Here is a 19547-nt window from a genome sequence, read left to right on the forward strand (position 1 = left end):
AGGCCTAACGTCCAGCGAATAAACCCCTACCGCGGCGTCCTGCGCAGAACGGCCAGTGCAATTCCGCCCAATACCAGACCCGCCCCCAGGATCAGACGCAGACTGGCGGTCTCACCCAGCAGGAGGACACCGCCAATAATGGCTATGATCGGAACGCTGAGTTGCACGACGGCCGCCGTTGTGGGCGTCAATTCCCGCAAAACCTGGTACCAAAGCGCATACCCCATCCCCGAAGTAACCGCGCCGGCCAACGCAGCCAGCAAGTATCCGTTAGCGGTCATGTGCCAAGCCCCTCCTGTCGCCAACAAAGCCAGCGTTGTCACGGGCAATGCCACGACAAAATTGGCCGCAGTGCCGGATAAGGCATCCGGTTCGGACTTGCCAACCAACGAATAGATCGCCCAGCCGATCCCGGCGGCAATCATCAGGGCTGCTCCGACCGGGTTGACCTGTATCGATCCGGACGGCCAAAGCACGTAGCCCAACCCCAGCAATGCGATTGCGGCGCCCGCGATCTGTCGACCAGTGGGCAGAGTACCTTTCACTGATGTCACAGTGAACATCGTCACCTGCACCACCCCGAACAGTATCAGCGCGCCAAGACCCGCATCCAGCGTCAGATAGGCGATAGAGAATCCGATCATGTACAGGGACAACGACCCCGCCCCGGCAATCCTGCGTCGTTCAAACAGGGGCAAGTGGCCAGCCCTTAGAAGAACCAACCCGGCTAGCACCACTGCGCCAGCTAAGACCCGCACCACGGCAAAGGCGGCAGGATCGCTGGCGCCACTATCAATCGCCAGACGATTAAGTATCGAGTTGGACGCAAAGGCGCACATCGTCAGGCACGTGAGTAGGAACAGTTTCATATCAACCGCATAGCCGGTTTCGGCGCGTTTTGCACACTCACATTCCCGCGGGTGGTGCGCAAAACGGAACGGGGCCGCCCGAAGGCGACCCCGTCCCTATATTTTAAGGCTTCCCCTTCGGCAGCTTGGCCTTACAGCCAAGCGCCTGTCGGGACCGTCAGAATTCGCCGAGGCGAATTCGACGTCTTACATCATGCCGCCCATGCCGCCCATGTCGGGCATGCCGCCGCCAGCAGGCGCGCCGTCTTTGGCAGGCTTGTCAGCAACCATTGCTTCGGTGGTGACCAGCAGGCCAGCAACCGATGCTGCATCTTCCAGCGCAGTGCGGACAACTTTGGCCGGATCGATAACGCCGAACGAGAACATGTCGCCATACTCTTCGGTCTGAGCGTTGAAACCAAAGGCCGCTTCCGAAGATTCGCGAACTTTGCCTGCAACAACTGCGCCGTCGACGCCCGCGTTCTCAGCAATCTGGCGCAGCGGCGCTTCGATGGCTTTACGCACGATATTGATGCCTGCGTCCTGATCAGCGTTTGCGCCTTTCAGAGTGTCCAGTGCTTTACCGGCCTGAACCAGCGAAACGCCACCCCCCACAACAACGCCTTCCTGAACGGCTGCGCGCGTTGCGTTCAGAGCATCGTCAACACGATCCTTACGCTCTTTCACTTCAACTTCGGTCATGCCACCTACGCGGATAACAGCAACACCGCCGGCCAGTTTGGCAACGCGCTCTTGCAGCTTCTCACGGTCGTAGTCCGACGAGGTTTCTTCGATCTGAGTGCGGATCTGGGCAACACGTGCTTCGATCTCGGCTTTCTCGCCAGCACCGTCGACGATGGTGGTTTCGTCTTTGGTGATTTCGATTTTCTTGGCGGTGCCCAGCATGTCCATGGTGACGGACTCGAGCTTCATGCCCAGATCTTCGCTGATGACTTGACCGCCGGTCAGGATTGCGATGTCCTGCAGCATGGCCTTGCGGCGATCGCCGAAGCCCGGTGCTTTGACAGCAGCAATTTTCAGGCCACCGCGCAGTTTGTTGACAACCAGAGTTGCCAGCGCTTCGCCTTCAACATCCTCAGCAATGATCAGCAGAGGCTTTTGCGACTGGATCACTTGCTCGAGCAGCGGGACCATCGGCTGCAGCGAAGACAGTTTCTTTTCGTGCAGCAGGATCATGCAATCATCGAGATCTGCGATCATCTTGTCAGCATTGGTGACGAAGTAAGGCGACAGGTAGCCACGGTCGAACTGCATACCTTCGACAACATCGGTCTCGGTTTCCAGACCTTTGTTTTCTTCGACGGTGATAACGCCTTCGTTGCCAACCTTCTGCATCGCGTCTGCGATTTGCTGACCGATTTCGGCTTCGCCGTTGGCCGAGATGGTGCCAACCTGAGCGACTTCTGCTGAGTCTTTGACTTCACGCGCCATCTCTTTGATGCCTTCAACGACCTTGGCAGTTGCCAGGTCGATGCCGCGCTTCAGGTCCATCGGGTTCAGGCCAGCAGCAACCTGCTTTAGACCTTCTTTGACGATCGACTGCGCCAGAACAGTTGCAGTGGTGGTGCCGTCGCCGGCTTCGTCATTGGTGCGGCTGGCGACTTCTTTCACCATCTGCGCGCCCATGTTTTCGAACTTGTCTTCCAGTTCGATTTCCTTGGCAACCGATACACCGTCTTTGGTGATGCGCGGTGCGCCGAAGGATTTGTCCAGAACCACGTTGCGACCTTTGGGGCCCAGGGTCACTTTGACAGCATCGGCCAGGATGTTCACACCTGACAGCATGCGGTTGCGGGCATCGGTGTCGAACTTGACGTCCTTAGCAGCCATGTTGTTTCTCCTTGAGAAAAATGTTGGAAATGAAGATCAGAGAAGCGCGGGCGCTTACTCGATGATCCCCATGATGTCGCTTTCTTTCATCATCAGCAGCTCTTCGCCGTTGACCTGAACCTCGGTGCCCGACCACTTGCCGAACAGGATCTTGTCGCCAGCTTTTACAGCCATTGCGATCAGTTCGCCGCTGTCCTTGCGCGCGCCTTCACCGGTCGAAACGACTTCGCCTTCGCTGGGCTTTTCTTTTGCGCTTTCGGGAATGATCAACCCGCCTGCGGTTTTCTCATCGCTTTCGGTACGACGAACCAGCACACGGTCATGAAGCGGTTTCAATGCCATCTTTGCAGCTCCTTGGGCTCAAAGTTTATCTATCCTCCCCCCGCCTTTCAGCGAGGCGTTAGCACTCGGTAGTTGAGAGTGATAACGATGCATAGCTAGGGTGTCGAAATGACCGAGTCAACAAGTTACCTGAATATTTTTCGCACGCAGAGCCCCAGAACGCCCGGTTTACACAGCGCCCTAGCCAACTAAGGTGATGGCGACCACATTTGACCAAGGCAGATTCGATGCGTGGGCTCCGGAAAATCACAACTACCCTGTTGTTTTTAATTACTATTACTGTTGGTTTATCCACATCAGCACAGGCGCAGCCCCTTACCGAAACGGTCCAGAGCTGGGAGCGCCGCCTTGATGCCCGGATCGGGCTGCTCCTTTATGATCCCAGCAAGGAATGGGAAGTTTCATACCGCGCCGATGAGCTGTTTCCGATGTCCAGCACGTTCAAAACGCTCTTGTGCGGCGCCGTGCTGGCAGAGGTGGATGCAGGTACGGAAAGCCTGTCAGATCACGTCACGTACCAATCGGCGGACCTGGTGGATTACTCCCCTGTCACCAGCAAACATGTTGAGACCGGTATGACTGTCGGAGCGCTATGCGAAGCAACGGTGACGATCAGCGACAATGCTGCGGCCAATCTGCTGTTGCGCCGTCTGGATGGGCCTGCCGGACTGACCGAGTTTCTTCGGACAAACGGCGACGACATCACCCGCCTTGATCGATGGGAGACGGCCCTGAACGAAGCCGCTCCAGGCGATCCGCGCGACACTACAACGCCTCGGGCAATACTGGCGACGCTGGACCGGTTGCTATTTGGCCAGGCGCTCTCACCCGCATCCTCAGCTCAACTCAGGCAATGGATGATAGACGATCAAGTGGCCGACGGTCTTATCCGTGCGCACGTGCCTGACGGGTGGACGATCGGGGACAAGACCGGTGCCGGAGGCCACGGCAGCCGTGCGATCGTTGCCTTTTTGCAGACACCCGAGCCCCGCACCTATCTGGCCGCCATCTACCTGACCGAAAGCGATGCGCCATTTCCTGAACGCAACGCCGTCCTTTCAGATATAGGCCGCGCCATGATTTCCGAAATCGCCGCACGGCCTGACTAGTTCGCATCTTCCCAGCTATACGCCCAGTGCTTCAACCCTTCGGCCCCCGTAGCCGACAGCGCATAGACCCCTTTCTCGACCTTGTCGAACCACCCGTAGTGATTGTCCCGCATCAGGCGCGTGGCCTGGGCGACGCCGGTGGATTGGGCAACTTCCGCCCCCTTTGTCGCTCCGCATTCGGCCAGATGGGCTGCACATTTCAGCGCGTCCTGACGATAGGCCGTCACGATCCCGTGCCGGGTGGCCCCACCTGTGTTGGGATCACCTTCAAGCCGGTCAAATTCACGGAGCAGACCAGCCGCTTTTGCTTTGTTTTTTCGCGGTGCATACGGGCCCGGGTCACATTGCACCTCGACCGCGCCGTCGGCACGTACAGTGATCAGACCAAGACCAAGCCTGCGGCACAGCGCTAAATTGTCCTTTAACGCACGCCGCGCGGTTCGCCCTTTTGGTTTGCACACACCGACATAGACCTGATCAGTCACCCTTAGCCGCGTGATCGCCTGATGAAACAGCGCCAATGAGAACCGCAGCTTCAGCTCAACAATCACCGGCTCATCGCCATCCCGAACAGCTACGATATCGGCAGCGCCAACTTCGCCTTTGACGGTATAGCCCTGACGCTCGAACAGCGCCTTGATCGGCGGGTATAGATCCTGCTCGCGGTCCATTCCGCCATGCTATGCAAATTTGCCGCGAACGCCAGCCATCACCTGCATCTGGCTTGAATACATTGCTGCGCAAAGGCAATGTCGCGGTCACACTGAAGATTCCGAGATGATCCTTATGCGCTTGTTTGCACCGCTGCTTTTCCTATTCCTGCCCGCCGCCGTACAGGCCGCATGCGAAGGGAATGATCTGAGGCCGGGACTTAGCCCTGCGGTAAAGTCCGAACTGCAACAGGCAGTGGCCGATATCCCGTTTCCCGAAGGTAATCACTGGATCGCGTCCAAGGGCGACACGATCCTGCACCTTGTTGGTACGTTGCATGCCAATGACCCACGCATGGACGCAGTGGTCGAACGGCTAACGCCGGCCATCAGCGATGCGGACGCGTTTTATTTCGAGGTAACGCAGGAAGAAATGGACGCGTTCGAACAAGACCTGGCCAAGGACATGAGCCCGGTGATGATCACCTCGGGACCCAGCCTGATTGACCTGATGTCCGAGGAGGACTGGTCTGCCCTGTCTGACGGGTTATCCGAACGCGGTATCCCTGGCTGGATGGCAGCCAAAATGCGGCCTTGGTTTCTAAGCATGATGCTGGGCATCCCCCCGTGCATGATGCAGGACCCCACTGCAAACCACGGGATGGACGCCCGTCTGGATCAGCTGGCTGACGAATTGGGCATCCCCAAACGCTCGCTTGAACAGATTGCCGATCTTATGAGTATGTTCGACAGCCACCCCATCGAAAAGCAGGTCCAGTCCCTTGTGCGGATGGCCAGCGCCATGGGCGGCAGCGAGGATCAACTGGCGACGATGGCCAACGCCTACCTAGAAGAGAAGCATGTCGAAATTATCCAGCTCACCCGCCTGCAGGGCTTGGAAGACTCGGGTCTGCCGCCCGAGGTTTTCGACGAGGAATGGAACGATTTCGAACAAAAACTTCTGGTCGAGCGCAACAGCAACTGGATGCAGAAAATTCTGAACATTCAGGACCAAACTGTCGTGATCGCGGTCGGTGCCGGGCATCTTGGGGGCGACTACGGGCTGCTGAACCAATTGCAACAGACTGGGTACACCCTGACCCGCGCCCCGTTCTGACCCACCTCGATTTCAGACCAACCGTCGCAGCGTAAACACTGTCGGGTGACAACCCCGGCGGACCGCCCTATAAGGCGCGCAAAATGATCACCATCAGGACGCTGACATGACAACGCTCGTATTTGGACATAAATCCCCCGACACCGACTCCACAGGTTCACCTATCCTGTGGTCATGGTACCTGAACGAAATCAAAGGCGAACAGGCTGAGCCGGTTTTGCTGGGCGAACCCAACACCGAAGCGGCATTCCTGCTGCAGCGCTGGGACCTGTCAAAGCCGCGCGTCATCGAGGACGTGGCCGAGGGCGCACCGGTAGTCATCGTGGACACCAACAACCCGGCCGAGCTGCCAGCTAGCGTAAACAGCGCCGACATCCGCGCAATCATCGACCACCACAAGCTGGTTGGTGGCCTGGAAACCAAAGGCCCGATCGACATCACCGTGCGCCCGCTGGCCTGCACGGCGACCATCATGATGGACCTGATCGGTGACGACGCCGCCAAGATGCCCGACGCCATCAAAGCCGCCGCACTGACCTGCATCCTGTCGGATACTCTGGAATTCCGCTCGCCCACCACCACCGCACATGACCGCGCAGTGGCCGAGAAGCTGGCTGCCGAGCTGGGTCTGGACGTCGCGACCTATGCCGCGGAAATGTTCGCGGCCAAATCGGATGTGTCGTCTTTCTCGGACGCCGAACTGATCCGCATGGACAGCAAGGAATATGAGGTCGACGGTACCAAGTTCCGCGTTTCGGTTCTGGAAACCACCGCACCGGGCGTTGTACTGGACCGTAAGGCCAGCCTGGCGGGTTCGATGGCTGACGTAGCAAAGGAAGACGGCGTTGATCAGGTTCTGCTGTTCGTGGTCGATATCCTGAACGAAGAGGCCACTCTGCTGGTACCCAACGATCTGGTCAAAAGCGTCGCCGAAAAGAGCTTTGGCGCTAGCGTGGATGGCGATGCCGTGGTCCTGCCCGGCATCATGAGCCGCAAAAAGCAGATCATTCCGAACCTAAAGGTTTGACGCTGACAAACATCCCAACCGAAAGGCGCCCCACCCGGGCGCCTTTTTTCTTTGCTACTAATGTTTTGCGCGAACGGTATCCGTTGGTAGTCTGACATCAATAGCCAGACAGCGAATTGGGTCAGACGACGTTCATGAGTTCCCGCAAGTTCAGCACCACACGCGACATCCTGAGATTTGAAGGCAAGGACAAATCTGCCTATTGGCGGCGGTTTGCCATGCTTCTGACGTTATCCGTGGTGATTGCCACGATGGGCATGCTGCGAGATTCCAGTGCGGTCGTCATTGCCGCAATGCTTGTTGCGCCATTGATGACCCCGATCCTTGGGGTTGCAGCGGCGATGGTGATGGGATGGCTGGGTCGCGCGTTTAAACTGGCTTTGATTGTCTGCGGTGCCGCGGTAATCAGCGTCTTGCTGGCGTGGCTTCTTGTCTATGTCGCAGACGTCCCGCGCGGCATTCTGATCCCCGATCAGGTTCTGGCCAGAACGGATCCGGGAACCGAGGATCTGATCGTTGCGCTGGCCGCCGGAGTGGCCGCAGCTTACGTTCAAATCAACCGGTCCGAGGCCAGCCTGCTTCCCGGTGCAGCCATCGGGGTGTCCTTGGTGCCACCTCTGTCTGCTTCGGGTGTGTTGCTGTATTTCGACGAGCCCGCCGAGGCCTATGAGGCCGGTCTTCTTTTTGCCACCAACCTTGGAGCGATCATTCTGTCGGCCTGCGCGGTTTACATCGTATATGCAGCGCGGGCGGTGGTGTTTAGCAAGGGTCGGCGCAAGCTGAACTTCACCGCAAGCGTGGTGGTGACACTGGCATTCCTAGCCTTCGTTGTCCTTCAACTGGGAAAGTCGACCTACAACCGTTACCTCGAAACCCGGACCGAGGCGCAGTTGGCGCAAACGATCCGGGACTGGGCCGATCCGGTGTCGGTCGAGATCATCCGCGTGGACGTGAATGCCAAACGCAAACACGCCGATATTTGGCTGATCGTGGACCTTCCGATTGAAGCCGCTTACAAAGTATCCTCGATCGCCGGTTTGCTGCCCGAGACCTTGCGCGACACGCCTTTGGTCGACGTACTTCAGAAGGAACTGGGGCCGGGTTATCTGGTCGTAGTGAGTTTCCAGAACAGGATCGGCGCACAGATCATATTGGGCACCGAAAACGTCCAACAAGCACCCGATGTCGAAGAAATCGTCGAATGACACGATCAGACACACCGTGTTCGACCCGCAATTGGTATTGCGGGATGGCCAAGAGGTGAAAGCTTTGCCATAGCTGTCACAACTCAGAATTTCAGGTCCCGAGGCTCCCATGACCCAGATCATCCACACGCTTTCCGAGATTTCAGGCCGCTACAAGGCACTGTTCGTTGACCTGTGGGGATGCGTTCACAACGGCATCACTGCCTATCCCGATGCGGTCGCGGCTTTGCAAAACTACCGGGCGCAAGGCGGGATCGTTGTGCTGGTCACCAACTCACCCAAACCGCGTGCTGGCGTGGCTGAGCAGCTTGGGCAGTTCAATGTCCCCGCAGATGCCTATGACACCATCGCCACCAGCGGGGACTCGGCCCGGTCCGCCATGTTCCGTGGGGCGGTTGGTGAAAAAGTCTATTTCATGGGGGAATGGGAACGCGACGCGGGTTTCTTTGAGCCGCTGAAAATACTACACCATCCGATCCACATCGAACGTGTCCCGCTGGATGAGGCCGAAGGGATCGTCTGCTGCGGGCCGTTCGACCCAATGGCGGATCCGGCGGTCAATCGCGCCGATTTCCTCTATGCCAAGCAGAAAGGCATGAAGCTGCTCTGCGCCAACCCCGACATCGTTGTTGACCGGGGCGAGATACGCGAATGGTGCGCGGGCGCGTTGGCGAAGCTGTATACCGAGATGGGAGGCGAGAGCCTGTATTTCGGAAAACCCCACCCCCCGATCTATGATCTTGCGCGGCGCAGGCTGCAGGAATTGGGTCATGACATCCCTGATGGCGACATTCTTGTGATCGGCGACGGACCACATACGGACATTCTGGGCGGTATGGGCGAAGGGATTGATTCTCTGTTCATCTCGGGTGGTTTGGCCGCAGCGGAAACAAAAACTGAGCATCATCCGCATCATGAATCCCTAAGTGACTATATTGCAAAGGAAAAAATCAATCCTACCTACACAATCGGTCGATTGAGGTAGTCAAAAAAGACTTGATTTTCTGCAGCTGCGAAGTAATAAAGTTGCCAAACCGGGGCGACTTGAGTTGTTTTGTTGCCCTTTGAACTCGAGTGAGGGCGACATGTTGGATAATCTTCCACGCGGCACGATCTGTATTGAAGACATCGAGATGGGCATGACCCGCCACCTGCGCAAAGTGGTGACGGACGAAGATATCGAGATGTTCGCGCAGGTATCAACGGACCGAAACCCCGTTCACCTGGACGACGACTATGCTCGCGACACAATCTTCGAAGGCCGTATCGCCCACGGCATGCTGACGGCGGGCCTGATCTCAGCCGTGATTGGTGAACAACTGCCGGGCCACGGCACGGTCTATATGGGGCAGTCGCTCAAATTCCTGGCGCCCGTGCGCCCTGGCGACATGGTCTATGCAGAGGTCAAAGTGATCGATATTGATTTTGCCAAGCGTCGCGTGAAGCTGGATTGTCACTGTGCGGTCGATGGCAAAAAGGTGCTGGTAGGCGAAGCCATGGTTTTGGCCCCTTCACGCAAGTTCGACTGAAGCCTCGATACATCTATCCTTTTGAAGGGCACTGGGAATGGTGCCCTTTTTTGTTGCGCGGCATTTGTACCAATCAGGTGCTTGAACCCGGTCACCAGTCCCGCTAGGCAAGCTACATGCAGATCATCCGTGATTTCCAGTTTGTCGAGCCAGAAGACCGCGGTGCCAGTGTGGCAATCGGGAACTTTGATGGCGTGCATGTTGGCCATCAGTCGGTGATTGAACTTGCACAAAGCGTGGCCCCGGATGCTCCGCTTGGTGTTCTGACGTTCGAGCCTCACCCTCGCGAGTACTTTGCACCCGATGCCCCACCTTTTCGTCTGATGCGCGGAAACGCACGTGCGCACCGGTTGGAGAAACTGGGTGTACAAAAGCTGTACGAATTGCCGTTCAATGCAGCGCTTGCCGGTCTGACGCCCGAAGGCTTTGCCCGCAATGTCATCTGCGAGGGACTTGGTCTATCGCACGTCGTGGTCGGCGCGGATTTCTGTTTCGGCAAAGGGCGCAGTGGCACCGCCGAAGATATGGCCCGGTTCGGGCAAGAGATGGGGTTTGGCGTCACCATTGCACCGCTGATGGAACGGTCTGACGATGTGGTATCCTCGACTGGTATCCGCACCGCGCTGACCGATGGCCGCCCCCGCGACGCAGCGGCAATGCTGGGCCATTGGCACCGCGTCGAGGGCGAAGTGATCGGCGGCGAACAACGCGGGCGCGAGCTTGGGTTCCCCACCGCGAATATGTCCATCGAAGGGTTGCACCCGCCAAAATTTGGCGTCTATGCGGTGCTGGTCGATGTGCTCGACGGACCTCATCAGGGCAGCTATCACGGCGCCTCCTCGGTTGGCGTACGGCCTATGTTCAACGGAGAGGTTCCGAATATCGAGACCTTCCTGTTCGATTTCTCAGGCGATCTGTATGGTTCGACCCTGTCCGTCGGCCTGGTCGAATACCTGCGCCCTGAGATGACGTTTGACGGGCTGGATGCCCTGATCGCGCAGATGGATGCCGATTGCGACAAGGCCCGCACCCTGTTGGCCGCGCTATGACCACCGATCCGATCGATCGCAAAGGCCTTGGCCCGCGGTTCTGGGAACGCAAACCGCTAACCAAGATGAACCAGCGCGAATGGGAAGCCTTGTGCGACGGCTGCGGCAAATGCTGCCTGAACAAGCTTGAGGATGAGGACACCGGCGAGGTCGCCCTCACCTGCGTCGCCTGCCGTCTGCTGGACGATGAGACCTGCCGCTGCACACAGTACGACATCCGCCACCAATTCGTCCCGGAATGCATCGTGATGAAGCCCAACAACATCGACGATCACGCCTATTGGCTGCCCCAAACCTGCGCCTATCGACTGCTGTGGGAGGGGAAACCGCTGTACGAATGGCATCCCCTGATATCAGGTACACCGGACAGCGTGCACGCAGCTGGCATGTCAGTTCAGGGGCGCACGGTGTCCGAATTCGAAACCCCCTTGGAAGAGTGGGAAGACTATATCATTGAGGAACCCAGCTGATGTATTTCGCCTCTGACAATTCCGGTCCGGTTCACCCACAGGTCATGGCCGCGTTGAACGAAGCCAATCAGGGCTATCAAATGGCCTATGGCGCGGACACCCTGATGAACGAAGTGCGCGATCGTACTCGCGGAATCTTCGAAGCGCCAGGGGCCGCAGTTTATCTGGTGGCCACCGGGACAGCCGCGAATTCGCTGGCTCTGGCGACACTCTCAAACCCATGGGAAACCGTGTTCTGTTCACCCGTCGCGCATATCCACGAGGATGAATGCAACGCGCCCGAGTTCTATAGCGGCGCAAAGCTGACACTGGTGCCGGGCGGCGACAAGATGGAGCCCGCAGCGCTGCGTCGCTCGATTTTGGCCGAAGAAACACGTGGCGTGCACGGCCCCCAGCGTGGGCCCGTGTCGATCACTCAGGTGACAGAGCGTGGCTCGGTTTACTCACTGGCCGAGTTGCAGGCGCTGTGCAGTATCGCCAAAGAATACGACCTGCCAGTTCATCTGGATGGTGCCCGGTTCACTAACGCATTGGTCGCGCTTAATTGCGCGCCCGCTGAGATGACGTGGAAAGCGGGCGTCGATGCGGTCAGCTTTGGCGGCACCAAGAACGGGTTGATGGGTGTCGAAGCGGTAGTTTTCTTTGACGAATCCAAGGCCTGGGAATTCGAACTGCGGCGCAAGCGAGGTGCGCATCTGTTCTCCAAGCATCGTTACTTGTCCGCCCAGATGGCCGCATATCTGAACGGTGATCTGTGGCTGCAGATGGCGCGACAAGCCAACGCCAACTGCGCGCATCTGGCCGATGGTCTACGCGGCAAAGGCGCAACCTTTCTACATGAGCCGCAAGCCAACATGATCTTTGCGCAGTTTTCGCGCGCGCGTCACAAGCAGTTGCACCAAGCGGGTGCGGTTTATCATCTGTGGGGCGCAGAGCTGGACGGTGCGGATGACGACGAGATCCTGGCCTGCCGACTGGTCTGCGACTGGTCGATCAACTCAGATGATATCGACCGGTTCATCGGCTTGTTGTGATTTCAGGGATTAGGGGCGTCATCCTGTCCACAACATGGTTCAGGATAGACCACCCCAAAACTTTCGAATGACGGCAGCCGTCTGATTCGGTTGAGTGATTGGGACCATGTGGTCAGCACCCGAAACAACACCCGTTCCGGCATTGGGAAGCCGCCGGGCAAGACCTTCTCCGATCGCGGGCATGACGGGGTGCGTCTCAGACCCGCTCAGGATCAGAACCGGCATAGATGCGCGGTCGAGAACGCCAGGGTTCAGCATCCCCTTCTGATCAAGGAACAAAGCGTCATCAACGGCGGGCACAACGTGAATACCACGGATCATTCCCGCGCGTGTCCGCTCTGGCAATTCGGGCCATCGTGGGCCGTCCTGTGCGCCCCACATCCGGTTGAACAAACGGGCGGCCTGCTCAAAATTTCCGGCCGCGAGCGCATCAGAGACAGGTTTCGCCTCTTCATCATGTTGCCGCACCAAATCGGGCGTGTCCTGAATCGCAACCGCAAAGAACACTGGCTCGATCAGGACCGCACTGCGGACCAGGTCCGGAAACTCGACAGCCAGCCGAAGGGCTAGCATCCCGCCAAAGGAATGCCCGATCACATCCATCGGTTCGGTCAGATGCGCGGCCGACAGTTGGGTCACTTGGTCAAAGAAATCCCCGCGCCCATCCCAATCCGCGCTGCGGCCATGGGACGGCATGTCGGGGGCCGTAAATGTCGCCTCGCCCTCTAGAGCCGTCGCCAGCCCCGACCACGCCCCGGAATGCGCGATTGTGCAGTGCAGGGCGAGCACCTCGCGCGCGCCCTGCCCCAACGTTCTGACAAAAGTGTTGTCTGCCAGGGGGGTGTCCCTCACCCCTTCAGTTCCGACATATGGCGGTCCAGATCATCCAGCCGGTCCTGCCCCCAGAACCGCTGATCGTCTTCGGTGATGTAAAACGGCGCGCCAAATACACCGCGATCCACGGCCTCTTCCAGATTGGCGGCATAAGTTTCCGCGCCCACCAGAAGGCCGCTATCCGCCAGCCCTGGATTGAAACCGGCCTTTGTCAGGCAATCGCGGATCACATCGTCCTGCGCGATGTCTTTCTCCTCGGCCCAACAGGCCCGCACGAAGGAATGCGCAAGTTTGCCAACATCCCCTGACCCGTCCTTGATCGCAGCGATGATCGCATAGGATGACGGCGCCGCATTGGTCGGCCAATGCGCGGGTTGTAGATTGAATTCCATACCAAGTTGCTTGGACTGTCGCTGTAGTTCCTGCGCCCGATATTCGATCCGAGAAATATGGCGGTCTTTGGGTGGAGTGCCCCCCGTACGCCCAAACAGGGCGACAATATCCAGCGGTTTGTAGTTGATCGTTGCGCCATGTTTCGCCGCAACCTCTTCCAACCGCATACCCGCCAGATAGGTATAGGGCGAGAGTGTCGCAAAATAGTAGTCAATCTGGGTCATCTGCACTTTCTCCGCTGCGTTATCTTTGCTGGACGTTAGACCCGTGCTAAGCGGTGTCAACATCACGAATCTGTCACATTGCCATTGCTGCCCGGGGACCTCAGCCGATGCCGACACTCAACGAACCCAAGCTTATCGCTGGGAACGCCAACCTTCCTCTTGCCGAATCCATCTCGCGACGCATGAGCCTGTATCGCGGCGTCGATCAGAATCTTGTCGATGCGCGGGTCGAGCGCTTCAATGACGGCGAGATTTTCGTCGAAGTTTTCGAAAACGTGCGCGGCGAGGATATGTTCATTGTCCAACCGACGTCGAATCCGGCGAATGACAACCTGATGGAGCTGCTGATCATCGCTGACGCGCTGCGTCGGTCTTCCGCACAGCGTATCACCGCCGTGATCCCCTATTTTGGTTACGCCCGTCAGGACCGCCGCACCAAGGCGCGGACGCCAATCAGCGCCAAGCTGGTGGCCAACATGCTGACCGGTGCCGGGATCGAGCGGATCCTGACCATGGACCTGCACGCAGCGCAGATTCAGGGGTTCTTCGACATGCCAGTCGACAACCTTTATGCATCGCCGATTTTTGCGCTGGATGTGAAACACCAGTTCCAGGACAATCTGGACGAGCTTATGGTCGTATCGCCTGACGTCGGCGGCGTGGCCCGCGCGCGGGAGCTTGCCAAGCGCATCAACGCCCCCCTGTCGATCGTGGACAAGCGTCGCGAAAAGGCTGGCGAAGTGGCTGAGATGACAGTGATTGGCGACGTCAAAGACAAGATCTGCCTGATCGTCGACGACATGTGCGACACTGCTGGTACGCTATGCAAGGCCGCTCAGGTCCTGCAGGATAACGGCGCGAAGGAAGTGCACTCCTATATCACCCACGGTGTCATGAGCGGCCCGGCGGTCGAACGTGTGACGAATTCGGTGATGAAATCTCTGGTGCTGACCGACACGATCCAGCCTACTAAAGAGATCACCAACGCCAAGAACATCCGCATCGTGCCAACCGCGCCTATTTTCACTCAGGCGATCCTGAACATCTGGAACGGAACAAGCGTGTCTTCATTGTTCGAGGACAAGACACTGACACCGATCTACGAGTCGATGTATCACATGGACTGACCGAGTTGGGCGGCGTAACAGCCGCCCTTTTTTGTCAACACAGCAAGACAGGACGTACCCGTGACAGCCTCAAAACGCATTGTTCTTTCCAGCGACCACGCGGCTATCGAGCTGCGCCAGGCGGTCGCCGACCACATCGCAGCGCAAGGCTGGGAGGTCGTCGATATCGGCCCCAAAATGCCTGAAAGCACACATTATCCCATCCACGGAAAAGCTGCGGCTCAGGCTGTTGCTGCTGGTGATTGCCACCTTGGGATCGTCCTGTGCGGTACGGGTCAGGGCATCATGATGGCGGCCAACAAGGTACCGGGCATTCGCTGTGGCGTGTGTTCTGACGCCTTTTCGGCCCGCATGATCCGCGCGCACAACAACGCCAACATGCTGTCGATTGGCGCGCGCGTTGTGGGCGAAGGTCAGGCCCTTGATATCGTGGATGCTTTCCTCGGCACCGAGTTTGAAAGCGGCCGCCACGCAACTCGTGTGGACATGATCGAAGAAAACGATTGATAAGGTTCAAGTCCAAAGATCTTTTGAAGCGAAACTAAGTGCAAAAAAGGCTTGTTTACGGCACTGATGAAAACAAGTAACGCCTGCCACCTTAGGGATCGGGCAGGTCGTTGAGGGGAGCTGCCTGTCCTCGTCACACACCCACTTTCGATACATTTCAACATTTGCTCTCGTTGGAAAGCCTTTCACAAGAGCCGCCTCCCGACCAATTGTCACCACATTCTCGCAGCAAGTTGCAGTTTATTGCGAAACCAAAAGAAATCACCTTATGTCAAACGCCAATTTTCACGATCGCATACAACGCATCAACGCCAAATCCCAACAACCTCGGGCAACGTTGTATGGCGGGTCACAAACCGCCCCGACACAGGTAAAAAAGAAACCGAACCTAGCTGTTCTGTTTGCCGGTTCATTCTTAATCTGCATGGGACTATATGTTATCAAGGACCTAAACGAAGAATACGAAGTGCTTCGCGATAGCAATGGCCTAGGGTTCATAACTGCGTTTGCTCTGAGTGGCGCGGTTTTTCTTCTAGCGGGTTGCTTCATCCTCTTTCGCGCTTTTTCGAGCAAACGAAGTTCCGGCAATGGCACTGCGCTTCAAAGTTCAGAGAACGGTGAACCCCAAATCCTAAGAGCATCGGGCAAGGCGCAGACACTAAGCTCGGTTTTCGGCCTCATACTCGGTGTTGGTGCATGCGTTTGCTTTTTATCAGGTGTGATGGCTACAAGAGTTGCAACTGAGACCGCGTTTGAGGTCTTTCAGAGTGCTTTAGTGGTTTCGATTTCTTTGCTTGTTTCGTCGATACTCATCGGACTCGTTGGCGTACTTCTGCGTGGATATGCGCTTGGCCGAGTTCCGGTGTATTTTGCAATCGGCTCTTTGGCGACCTTTTCGATAGTCCTTTTTACAGGATTGCCTGCGCAGTTAATGGAATACTTCATTTCCGCTTTGCAGTAACTACGAGCGAAAGGAAACAGAGGTGTTGCAATATGATTGACCCTCTGTATTAGGAGATATCCCAATCATCGTCATGAGCCACCTCTCCGATGGCGGTCCAGGCCACCCGTATTCGTGCGATTCGTGTGTCTGACCATGTTCGGAACACAGCGCTGAAGCCCTCGGACGTAATATCTTCGGCGGTAACTTCGGCGCGCAGGGCGGAAGATGTATCTACATCCCACAAGGACACGCCAACCTGAACAATCGGAACTGATCGGAACGCCTGACTGAACGTCACGACTGACCGGCGCTGGCGCGGCCCTTCGCCCGTCCACATCTCGCCGCCATCTGCGAACTCGGAAAAAATGACTGCCTCGCCTTGGTCGATTCCAATCGGGTGGGATTTAAACGTCTTCATTCATTCAACTTTATTTATAAACCCCCGGAGGTTAACCCGGTACTTCACTAAAACTCCACAAAAAAACGGCCCCGATTCAACGGGACCGTTCTAAGTCAATTGAACGCCGATGGGCTCACAGGCTCATATGCGTTCCAAGGGCTTCCATATCGGCCAGCAGTTTGGCAGCGTCATCGACAATTGTCTGATCATCGCCTGCCTTGGCTGCTTCGTGCGAAGCACGCGCCTCGGCGACCAGATCGTCCAGATGCGACCGGGTCACTTCGGCGACCGGAATGGCTTTTTCGGCCAGAACCGACAGGCCATCGCCATTGATCTGAGCAAACCCGCCGGTGACCAGATATTCACTGGACCCCTCGGGTGCCTCGACCTTCAGGATGCCCGGGCGCAGCGTCGTGATGGTGGGGGCATGGTCAGGCATCGCCGTCATGTCCCCGTCCGCGCCGGGAAGCTGGACCGCGGTCGCGCTGAGCGAAGCAAGGCTCCGCTCGGGGCTGACGAGGTCAAATTGCATCGTGTTTGCCATCAGGTGTGCTCCTTAGGCAGCTTCTGCGGCCATCTTCTCCGCTTTGGCGATCACGTCGTCGATGCCGCCAACCATCAGGAAGGCTGCCTCGGGCAGGTGATCGTATTCGCCGGCCACTACGGCCTTGAACGACGCGATGGTGACATCCAGAGGAACCTGAACGCCGGGCGAACCGGTGAAGACCTGTGCCACGTCGAACGGCTGCGACATGAAGCGTTCGATCTTACGGGCACGGGCCACGGTCAGTTTGTCCTCTTCCGACAGTTCGTCCATGCCGAGGATGGCGATGATGTCCTGCAGCGACTTGTAGCGCTGAAGGATCTGCTGAACGTCGGTCGCAACGGTATAGTGCTCTTCACCGACGATCGCCGGATCAAGCAGACGCGAGGTCGAATCGAGCGGGTCAACAGCAGGGTAAATACCCTTTTCCGAGATCGCACGGTTCAGAACGGTGGTCGCATCGAGGTGCGCGAACGACGTCGCAGGCGCGGGGTCGGTAAGGTCATCCGCAGGGACGTAGACGGCTTGCACAGAGGTGATCGAGCCCGACTTGGTCGAGGTGATCCGTTCCTGCATCGCGCCCATGTCGGTCGCCAGCGTCGGCTGATAGCCCACCGCCGAAGGGATACGGCCCAACAGGGCGGACACTTCGGAACCTGCCTGTGTGAAGCGGAAGATGTTGTCGACAAAGAACAAAACATCGGTACCGGTTGCGTCACGGAATTGTTCCGCAAGTGTCAGGCCCGACAGAGCGATCCGCATACGTGCACCCGGAGGCTCGTTCATTTGGCCGTACACCAGCGCGATTTTCGAATCTTCCAGCTTTTCGGGAACGATAACACCGGATTCGATCATCTCGTGATACAGGTCGTTGCCTTCACGGGTCCGTTCACCAACACCCGCGAACACGGACACGCCCGAGTGCACTTTGGCGATGTTGTTGATCAGCTCCATGATCAGAACTGTTTTACCAACGCCGGCGCCGCCGAACAGACCGATCTTACCGCCTTTGGCGTAAGGGGCCAGCAGGTCAACAACCTTGATGCCGGTAACCAGAACTTCGGATTCCGTTGCCTGATCCGAAAAGTCTGGCGCAGGCTGGTGAATGGCGCGCGTTTCTTTGGTTTCAACGGGGCCTTTTTCGTCGATCGGTTCGCCCACAACGTTCAGGATTCGTCCCAGTGTTGCGTTGCCGACCGGAACCGCGATCGGTGCGCCAGTGTCAGTTACAGCTTCGCCGCGAACCAGACCTTCGGTTGCGTCCATCGCAATGGTGCGGACAGTGTTTTCGCCCAGATGCTGTGCAACCTCCAGAACCAGCTTTTTGCCGTTGTTGGTTGTATCCAGCGCGTTCAGAATTTCTGGCAGCTGATCTTCGAAGTGCACGTCGACGACGGCCCCGATGATCTGTGTGACTTTGCCTTTTGCATTCGCCATGTTTCGTCTCCGGTTTGTCTCTACAGCGCCTCAGCGCCGGAAATAATTTCAATCAGCTCGTTGGTGATCACGGCCTGACGCGAACGGTTGAACTGGATCGTCAGCTTGTCGATCATCTCACCCGCGTTGCGTGTTGCGTTGTCCATCGCGGACATACGTGCACCCTGTTCCGAGGCTCCGTTTTCGAGCAGAGCCGAGAAGATTGCAGTCGCAACCCCCTTTGGTAGCAGGTCGGCCAGAATGGCCTCTTCGCTGGGCTCGTAGTCGAACACGGCACCACTGTCGTCGCCCTCGGTATCCTCAAACGAGGCTGGGATGACCTGTTGTGCCGTCGGGATCTGGGTCACAACGTTGACGAACTTCGAGTAGAAGATCGTGGCAACATCGAACTCACCCCCATCGAAACGGGACAGGATGCCCTTGGCGATGTCTTGCGCGTTGGTGTAACCCAGACGCTTGACTTCGCTCAGGTCGATATGTCCAACGAACAGATCGCCAAGGTCACGCTTGAGCGCGTCGCGGCCTTTTTTGCCGACAGTCAAAACCTTGACCGTCTTGCCTTTCAGGCGCAGCTCTTCCGCTTTGACACGGGCCAGCTTGGCGATGCTCGAGTTGAAGCCGCCACACAGGCCGCGTTCAGCTGTCATGACAACCAGCAGGTGGACATCATCACTGCCCGTACCACGGAGCAGCTTGGGGGCGCTGTCGCTGCCCCCGACCGATGCCGCCAGCCCCGCCATCACGGCATTGAACCGTTCAGCATAGGGACGCGAGGCTTCGGCAGATTCCTGGGCGCGGCGCAGTTTTGCAGCCGCGACCATCTGCATGGCCTTGGTGATCTTGCGGGTCGATTTGACCGACTCGATCCTGTTTTTAAGATCCTTAAGATTTGGCATGTGCCCGCCTC

22 protein-coding genes are annotated in these 19547 nt (G+C 57.6%); 12 read left to right on the forward strand and 10 right to left on the reverse strand.

Annotated elements, in window-relative coordinates; all coding sequences use genetic code 11:
- Positions 1–26 precede the first annotated feature (26 nt).
- The 3 genes from RUA4292_RS01440 to RUA4292_RS01450 form a co-directional block, all read right to left on the reverse strand.
- The gene (locus tag RUA4292_RS01440) at positions 27–869 is read right to left on the reverse strand and encodes a DMT family transporter (protein ID WP_058275990.1); all 843 of its coding nucleotides are present in this window, start codon (positions 867–869) and stop codon (positions 27–29) included.
- Between the two features lie 186 nt (positions 870–1055).
- Positions 1056–2699 carry a chaperonin GroEL gene (gene groL / locus RUA4292_RS01445; protein ID WP_058275524.1) on the reverse strand — a complete coding sequence of 548 codons (1644 nt, stop codon included), beginning with the start codon at positions 2697–2699 and terminating at the stop codon, positions 1056–1058.
- A gap of 54 nt (positions 2700–2753) precedes the next feature.
- Positions 2754–3041 (reverse strand): co-chaperone GroES, encoded by a 288-nt coding sequence (locus RUA4292_RS01450; RefSeq protein WP_058275523.1) that lies wholly within the window; start codon positions 3039–3041, stop codon positions 2754–2756.
- Between the two features lie 227 nt (positions 3042–3268).
- Here RUA4292_RS01450 and bla point away from each other — a divergent pair, with 227 nt between their 5' ends.
- Positions 3269–4150, forward strand: coding sequence for a class A beta-lactamase (gene bla / locus RUA4292_RS01455; protein ID WP_058275991.1), 882 nt, complete (start codon positions 3269–3271; stop codon positions 4148–4150).
- Here the strand turns inward: bla and RUA4292_RS01460 are convergent.
- Positions 4147–4821 carry a DUF2161 domain-containing phosphodiesterase gene (locus tag RUA4292_RS01460; protein ID WP_058275992.1) on the reverse strand — a complete coding sequence of 225 codons (675 nt, stop codon included), beginning with the start codon at positions 4819–4821 and terminating at the stop codon, positions 4147–4149. The genes bla and RUA4292_RS01460 overlap by 4 nt on opposite strands.
- A 106-nt stretch (positions 4822–4927) precedes the next feature.
- Between RUA4292_RS01460 and RUA4292_RS01465 the strand changes: the two genes are divergently transcribed.
- The 8 genes from RUA4292_RS01465 to RUA4292_RS01500 all read left to right on the forward strand — a co-directional run bounded on the left by RUA4292_RS01465 (position 4928) and on the right by RUA4292_RS01500 (position 12231).
- Positions 4928–5917, forward strand: a complete 990-nt coding sequence (locus tag RUA4292_RS01465) for a TraB/GumN family protein (RefSeq protein WP_233493295.1) — start codon at positions 4928–4930, stop codon at positions 5915–5917.
- Positions 5918–6023: 106 nt separating this feature from the next.
- Positions 6024–6944 carry a manganese-dependent inorganic pyrophosphatase gene (locus tag RUA4292_RS01470; protein WP_058275993.1) on the forward strand — a complete coding sequence of 307 codons (921 nt, stop codon included), beginning with the start codon at positions 6024–6026 and terminating at the stop codon, positions 6942–6944.
- A 134-nt stretch (positions 6945–7078) separates the two neighbouring features.
- The gene (locus RUA4292_RS01475) at positions 7079–8149 is read left to right on the forward strand and encodes a DUF389 domain-containing protein (protein ID WP_058275994.1); all 1071 of its coding nucleotides are present in this window, start codon (positions 7079–7081) and stop codon (positions 8147–8149) included.
- A 109-nt stretch (positions 8150–8258) separates the two neighbouring features.
- The gene (locus tag RUA4292_RS01480; protein ID WP_058275995.1) at positions 8259–9134 is read left to right on the forward strand and encodes a TIGR01459 family HAD-type hydrolase; all 876 of its coding nucleotides are present in this window, start codon (positions 8259–8261) and stop codon (positions 9132–9134) included.
- 100 nt (positions 9135–9234) lie between these two features.
- Positions 9235–9678, forward strand: coding sequence for a MaoC family dehydratase (locus RUA4292_RS01485; protein WP_058275996.1), 444 nt, complete (start codon positions 9235–9237; stop codon positions 9676–9678).
- 116 nt (positions 9679–9794) lie between these two features.
- Positions 9795–10727, forward strand: coding sequence for a bifunctional riboflavin kinase/FAD synthetase (locus RUA4292_RS01490; RefSeq protein ID WP_058275997.1), 933 nt, complete (start codon positions 9795–9797; stop codon positions 10725–10727).
- Positions 10724–11197: a YcgN family cysteine cluster protein gene (locus RUA4292_RS01495; protein WP_058275998.1), complete on the forward strand. Its 474-nt coding sequence runs from the start codon at positions 10724–10726 to the stop codon at positions 11195–11197. Before RUA4292_RS01490 ends, RUA4292_RS01495 begins: the two co-directional genes overlap by 4 nt.
- Positions 11197–12231, forward strand: coding sequence for a threonine aldolase family protein (locus tag RUA4292_RS01500; RefSeq protein ID WP_058275999.1), 1035 nt, complete (start codon positions 11197–11199; stop codon positions 12229–12231). The genes RUA4292_RS01495 and RUA4292_RS01500 overlap by 1 nt, the downstream gene beginning before the upstream one ends.
- Before the next feature lie 39 nt (positions 12232–12270).
- Here the strand turns inward: RUA4292_RS01500 and RUA4292_RS01505 are convergent, their stop codons facing one another.
- Both RUA4292_RS01505 and RUA4292_RS01510 read right to left on the reverse strand, forming a co-directional pair.
- A complete protein-coding gene (locus RUA4292_RS01505) occupies positions 12271–13083 on the reverse strand; it encodes an alpha/beta fold hydrolase (protein WP_058276000.1) in 813 nt (270 codons plus the stop codon).
- Positions 13080–13682 (reverse strand): 2-hydroxychromene-2-carboxylate isomerase, encoded by a 603-nt coding sequence (locus tag RUA4292_RS01510; protein WP_058276053.1) that lies wholly within the window; start codon positions 13680–13682, stop codon positions 13080–13082. The genes RUA4292_RS01505 and RUA4292_RS01510 overlap by 4 nt, the downstream gene beginning before the upstream one ends.
- A 107-nt stretch (positions 13683–13789) precedes the next feature.
- Here RUA4292_RS01510 and RUA4292_RS01515 point away from each other — a divergent pair, with 107 nt between their 5' ends.
- The 3 genes from RUA4292_RS01515 (at position 13790) to RUA4292_RS01525 (ending at position 16277) form a co-directional block, all read left to right on the forward strand.
- The gene (locus RUA4292_RS01515) at positions 13790–14809 is read left to right on the forward strand and encodes a ribose-phosphate pyrophosphokinase (RefSeq protein ID WP_058276001.1); all 1020 of its coding nucleotides are present in this window, start codon (positions 13790–13792) and stop codon (positions 14807–14809) included.
- A 60-nt stretch (positions 14810–14869) separates the two neighbouring features.
- Entirely contained in the window at positions 14870–15316 is a 447-nt protein-coding gene (gene rpiB, locus RUA4292_RS01520) for a ribose 5-phosphate isomerase B (RefSeq protein ID WP_058276002.1), read from the forward strand.
- A 268-nt stretch (positions 15317–15584) separates the two neighbouring features.
- Complete coding sequence (locus tag RUA4292_RS01525; RefSeq protein WP_058276003.1) at positions 15585–16277, forward strand: hypothetical protein; 693 nt, start codon at positions 15585–15587, stop codon at positions 16275–16277.
- A gap of 49 nt (positions 16278–16326) precedes the next feature.
- Here RUA4292_RS01525 and RUA4292_RS01530 read toward each other — a convergent pair whose 3' ends face one another.
- The 4 genes from RUA4292_RS01530 to RUA4292_RS01545 form a co-directional block, all read right to left on the reverse strand.
- A complete protein-coding gene (locus RUA4292_RS01530; protein WP_058276004.1) occupies positions 16327–16677 on the reverse strand; it encodes an H-type lectin domain-containing protein in 351 nt (116 codons plus the stop codon).
- 115 nt (positions 16678–16792) lie between these two features.
- Positions 16793–17203 carry a F0F1 ATP synthase subunit epsilon gene (locus RUA4292_RS01535; RefSeq protein ID WP_058276005.1) on the reverse strand — a complete coding sequence of 137 codons (411 nt, stop codon included), beginning with the start codon at positions 17201–17203 and terminating at the stop codon, positions 16793–16795.
- A gap of 12 nt (positions 17204–17215) precedes the next feature.
- Positions 17216–18640: a F0F1 ATP synthase subunit beta gene (atpD, locus tag RUA4292_RS01540; protein WP_058275509.1), complete on the reverse strand. Its 1425-nt coding sequence runs from the start codon at positions 18638–18640 to the stop codon at positions 17216–17218.
- A 20-nt stretch (positions 18641–18660) separates the two neighbouring features.
- Positions 18661–19536, reverse strand: coding sequence for a F0F1 ATP synthase subunit gamma (locus RUA4292_RS01545; protein ID WP_058276006.1), 876 nt, complete (start codon positions 19534–19536; stop codon positions 18661–18663).
- Between the last annotated feature and the right edge of the window lie 11 nt (positions 19537–19547).

It is taken from the genome of Ruegeria atlantica (assembly GCF_001458195.1).
Classification (GTDB): domain Bacteria; phylum Pseudomonadota; class Alphaproteobacteria; order Rhodobacterales; family Rhodobacteraceae; genus Ruegeria; species Ruegeria atlantica.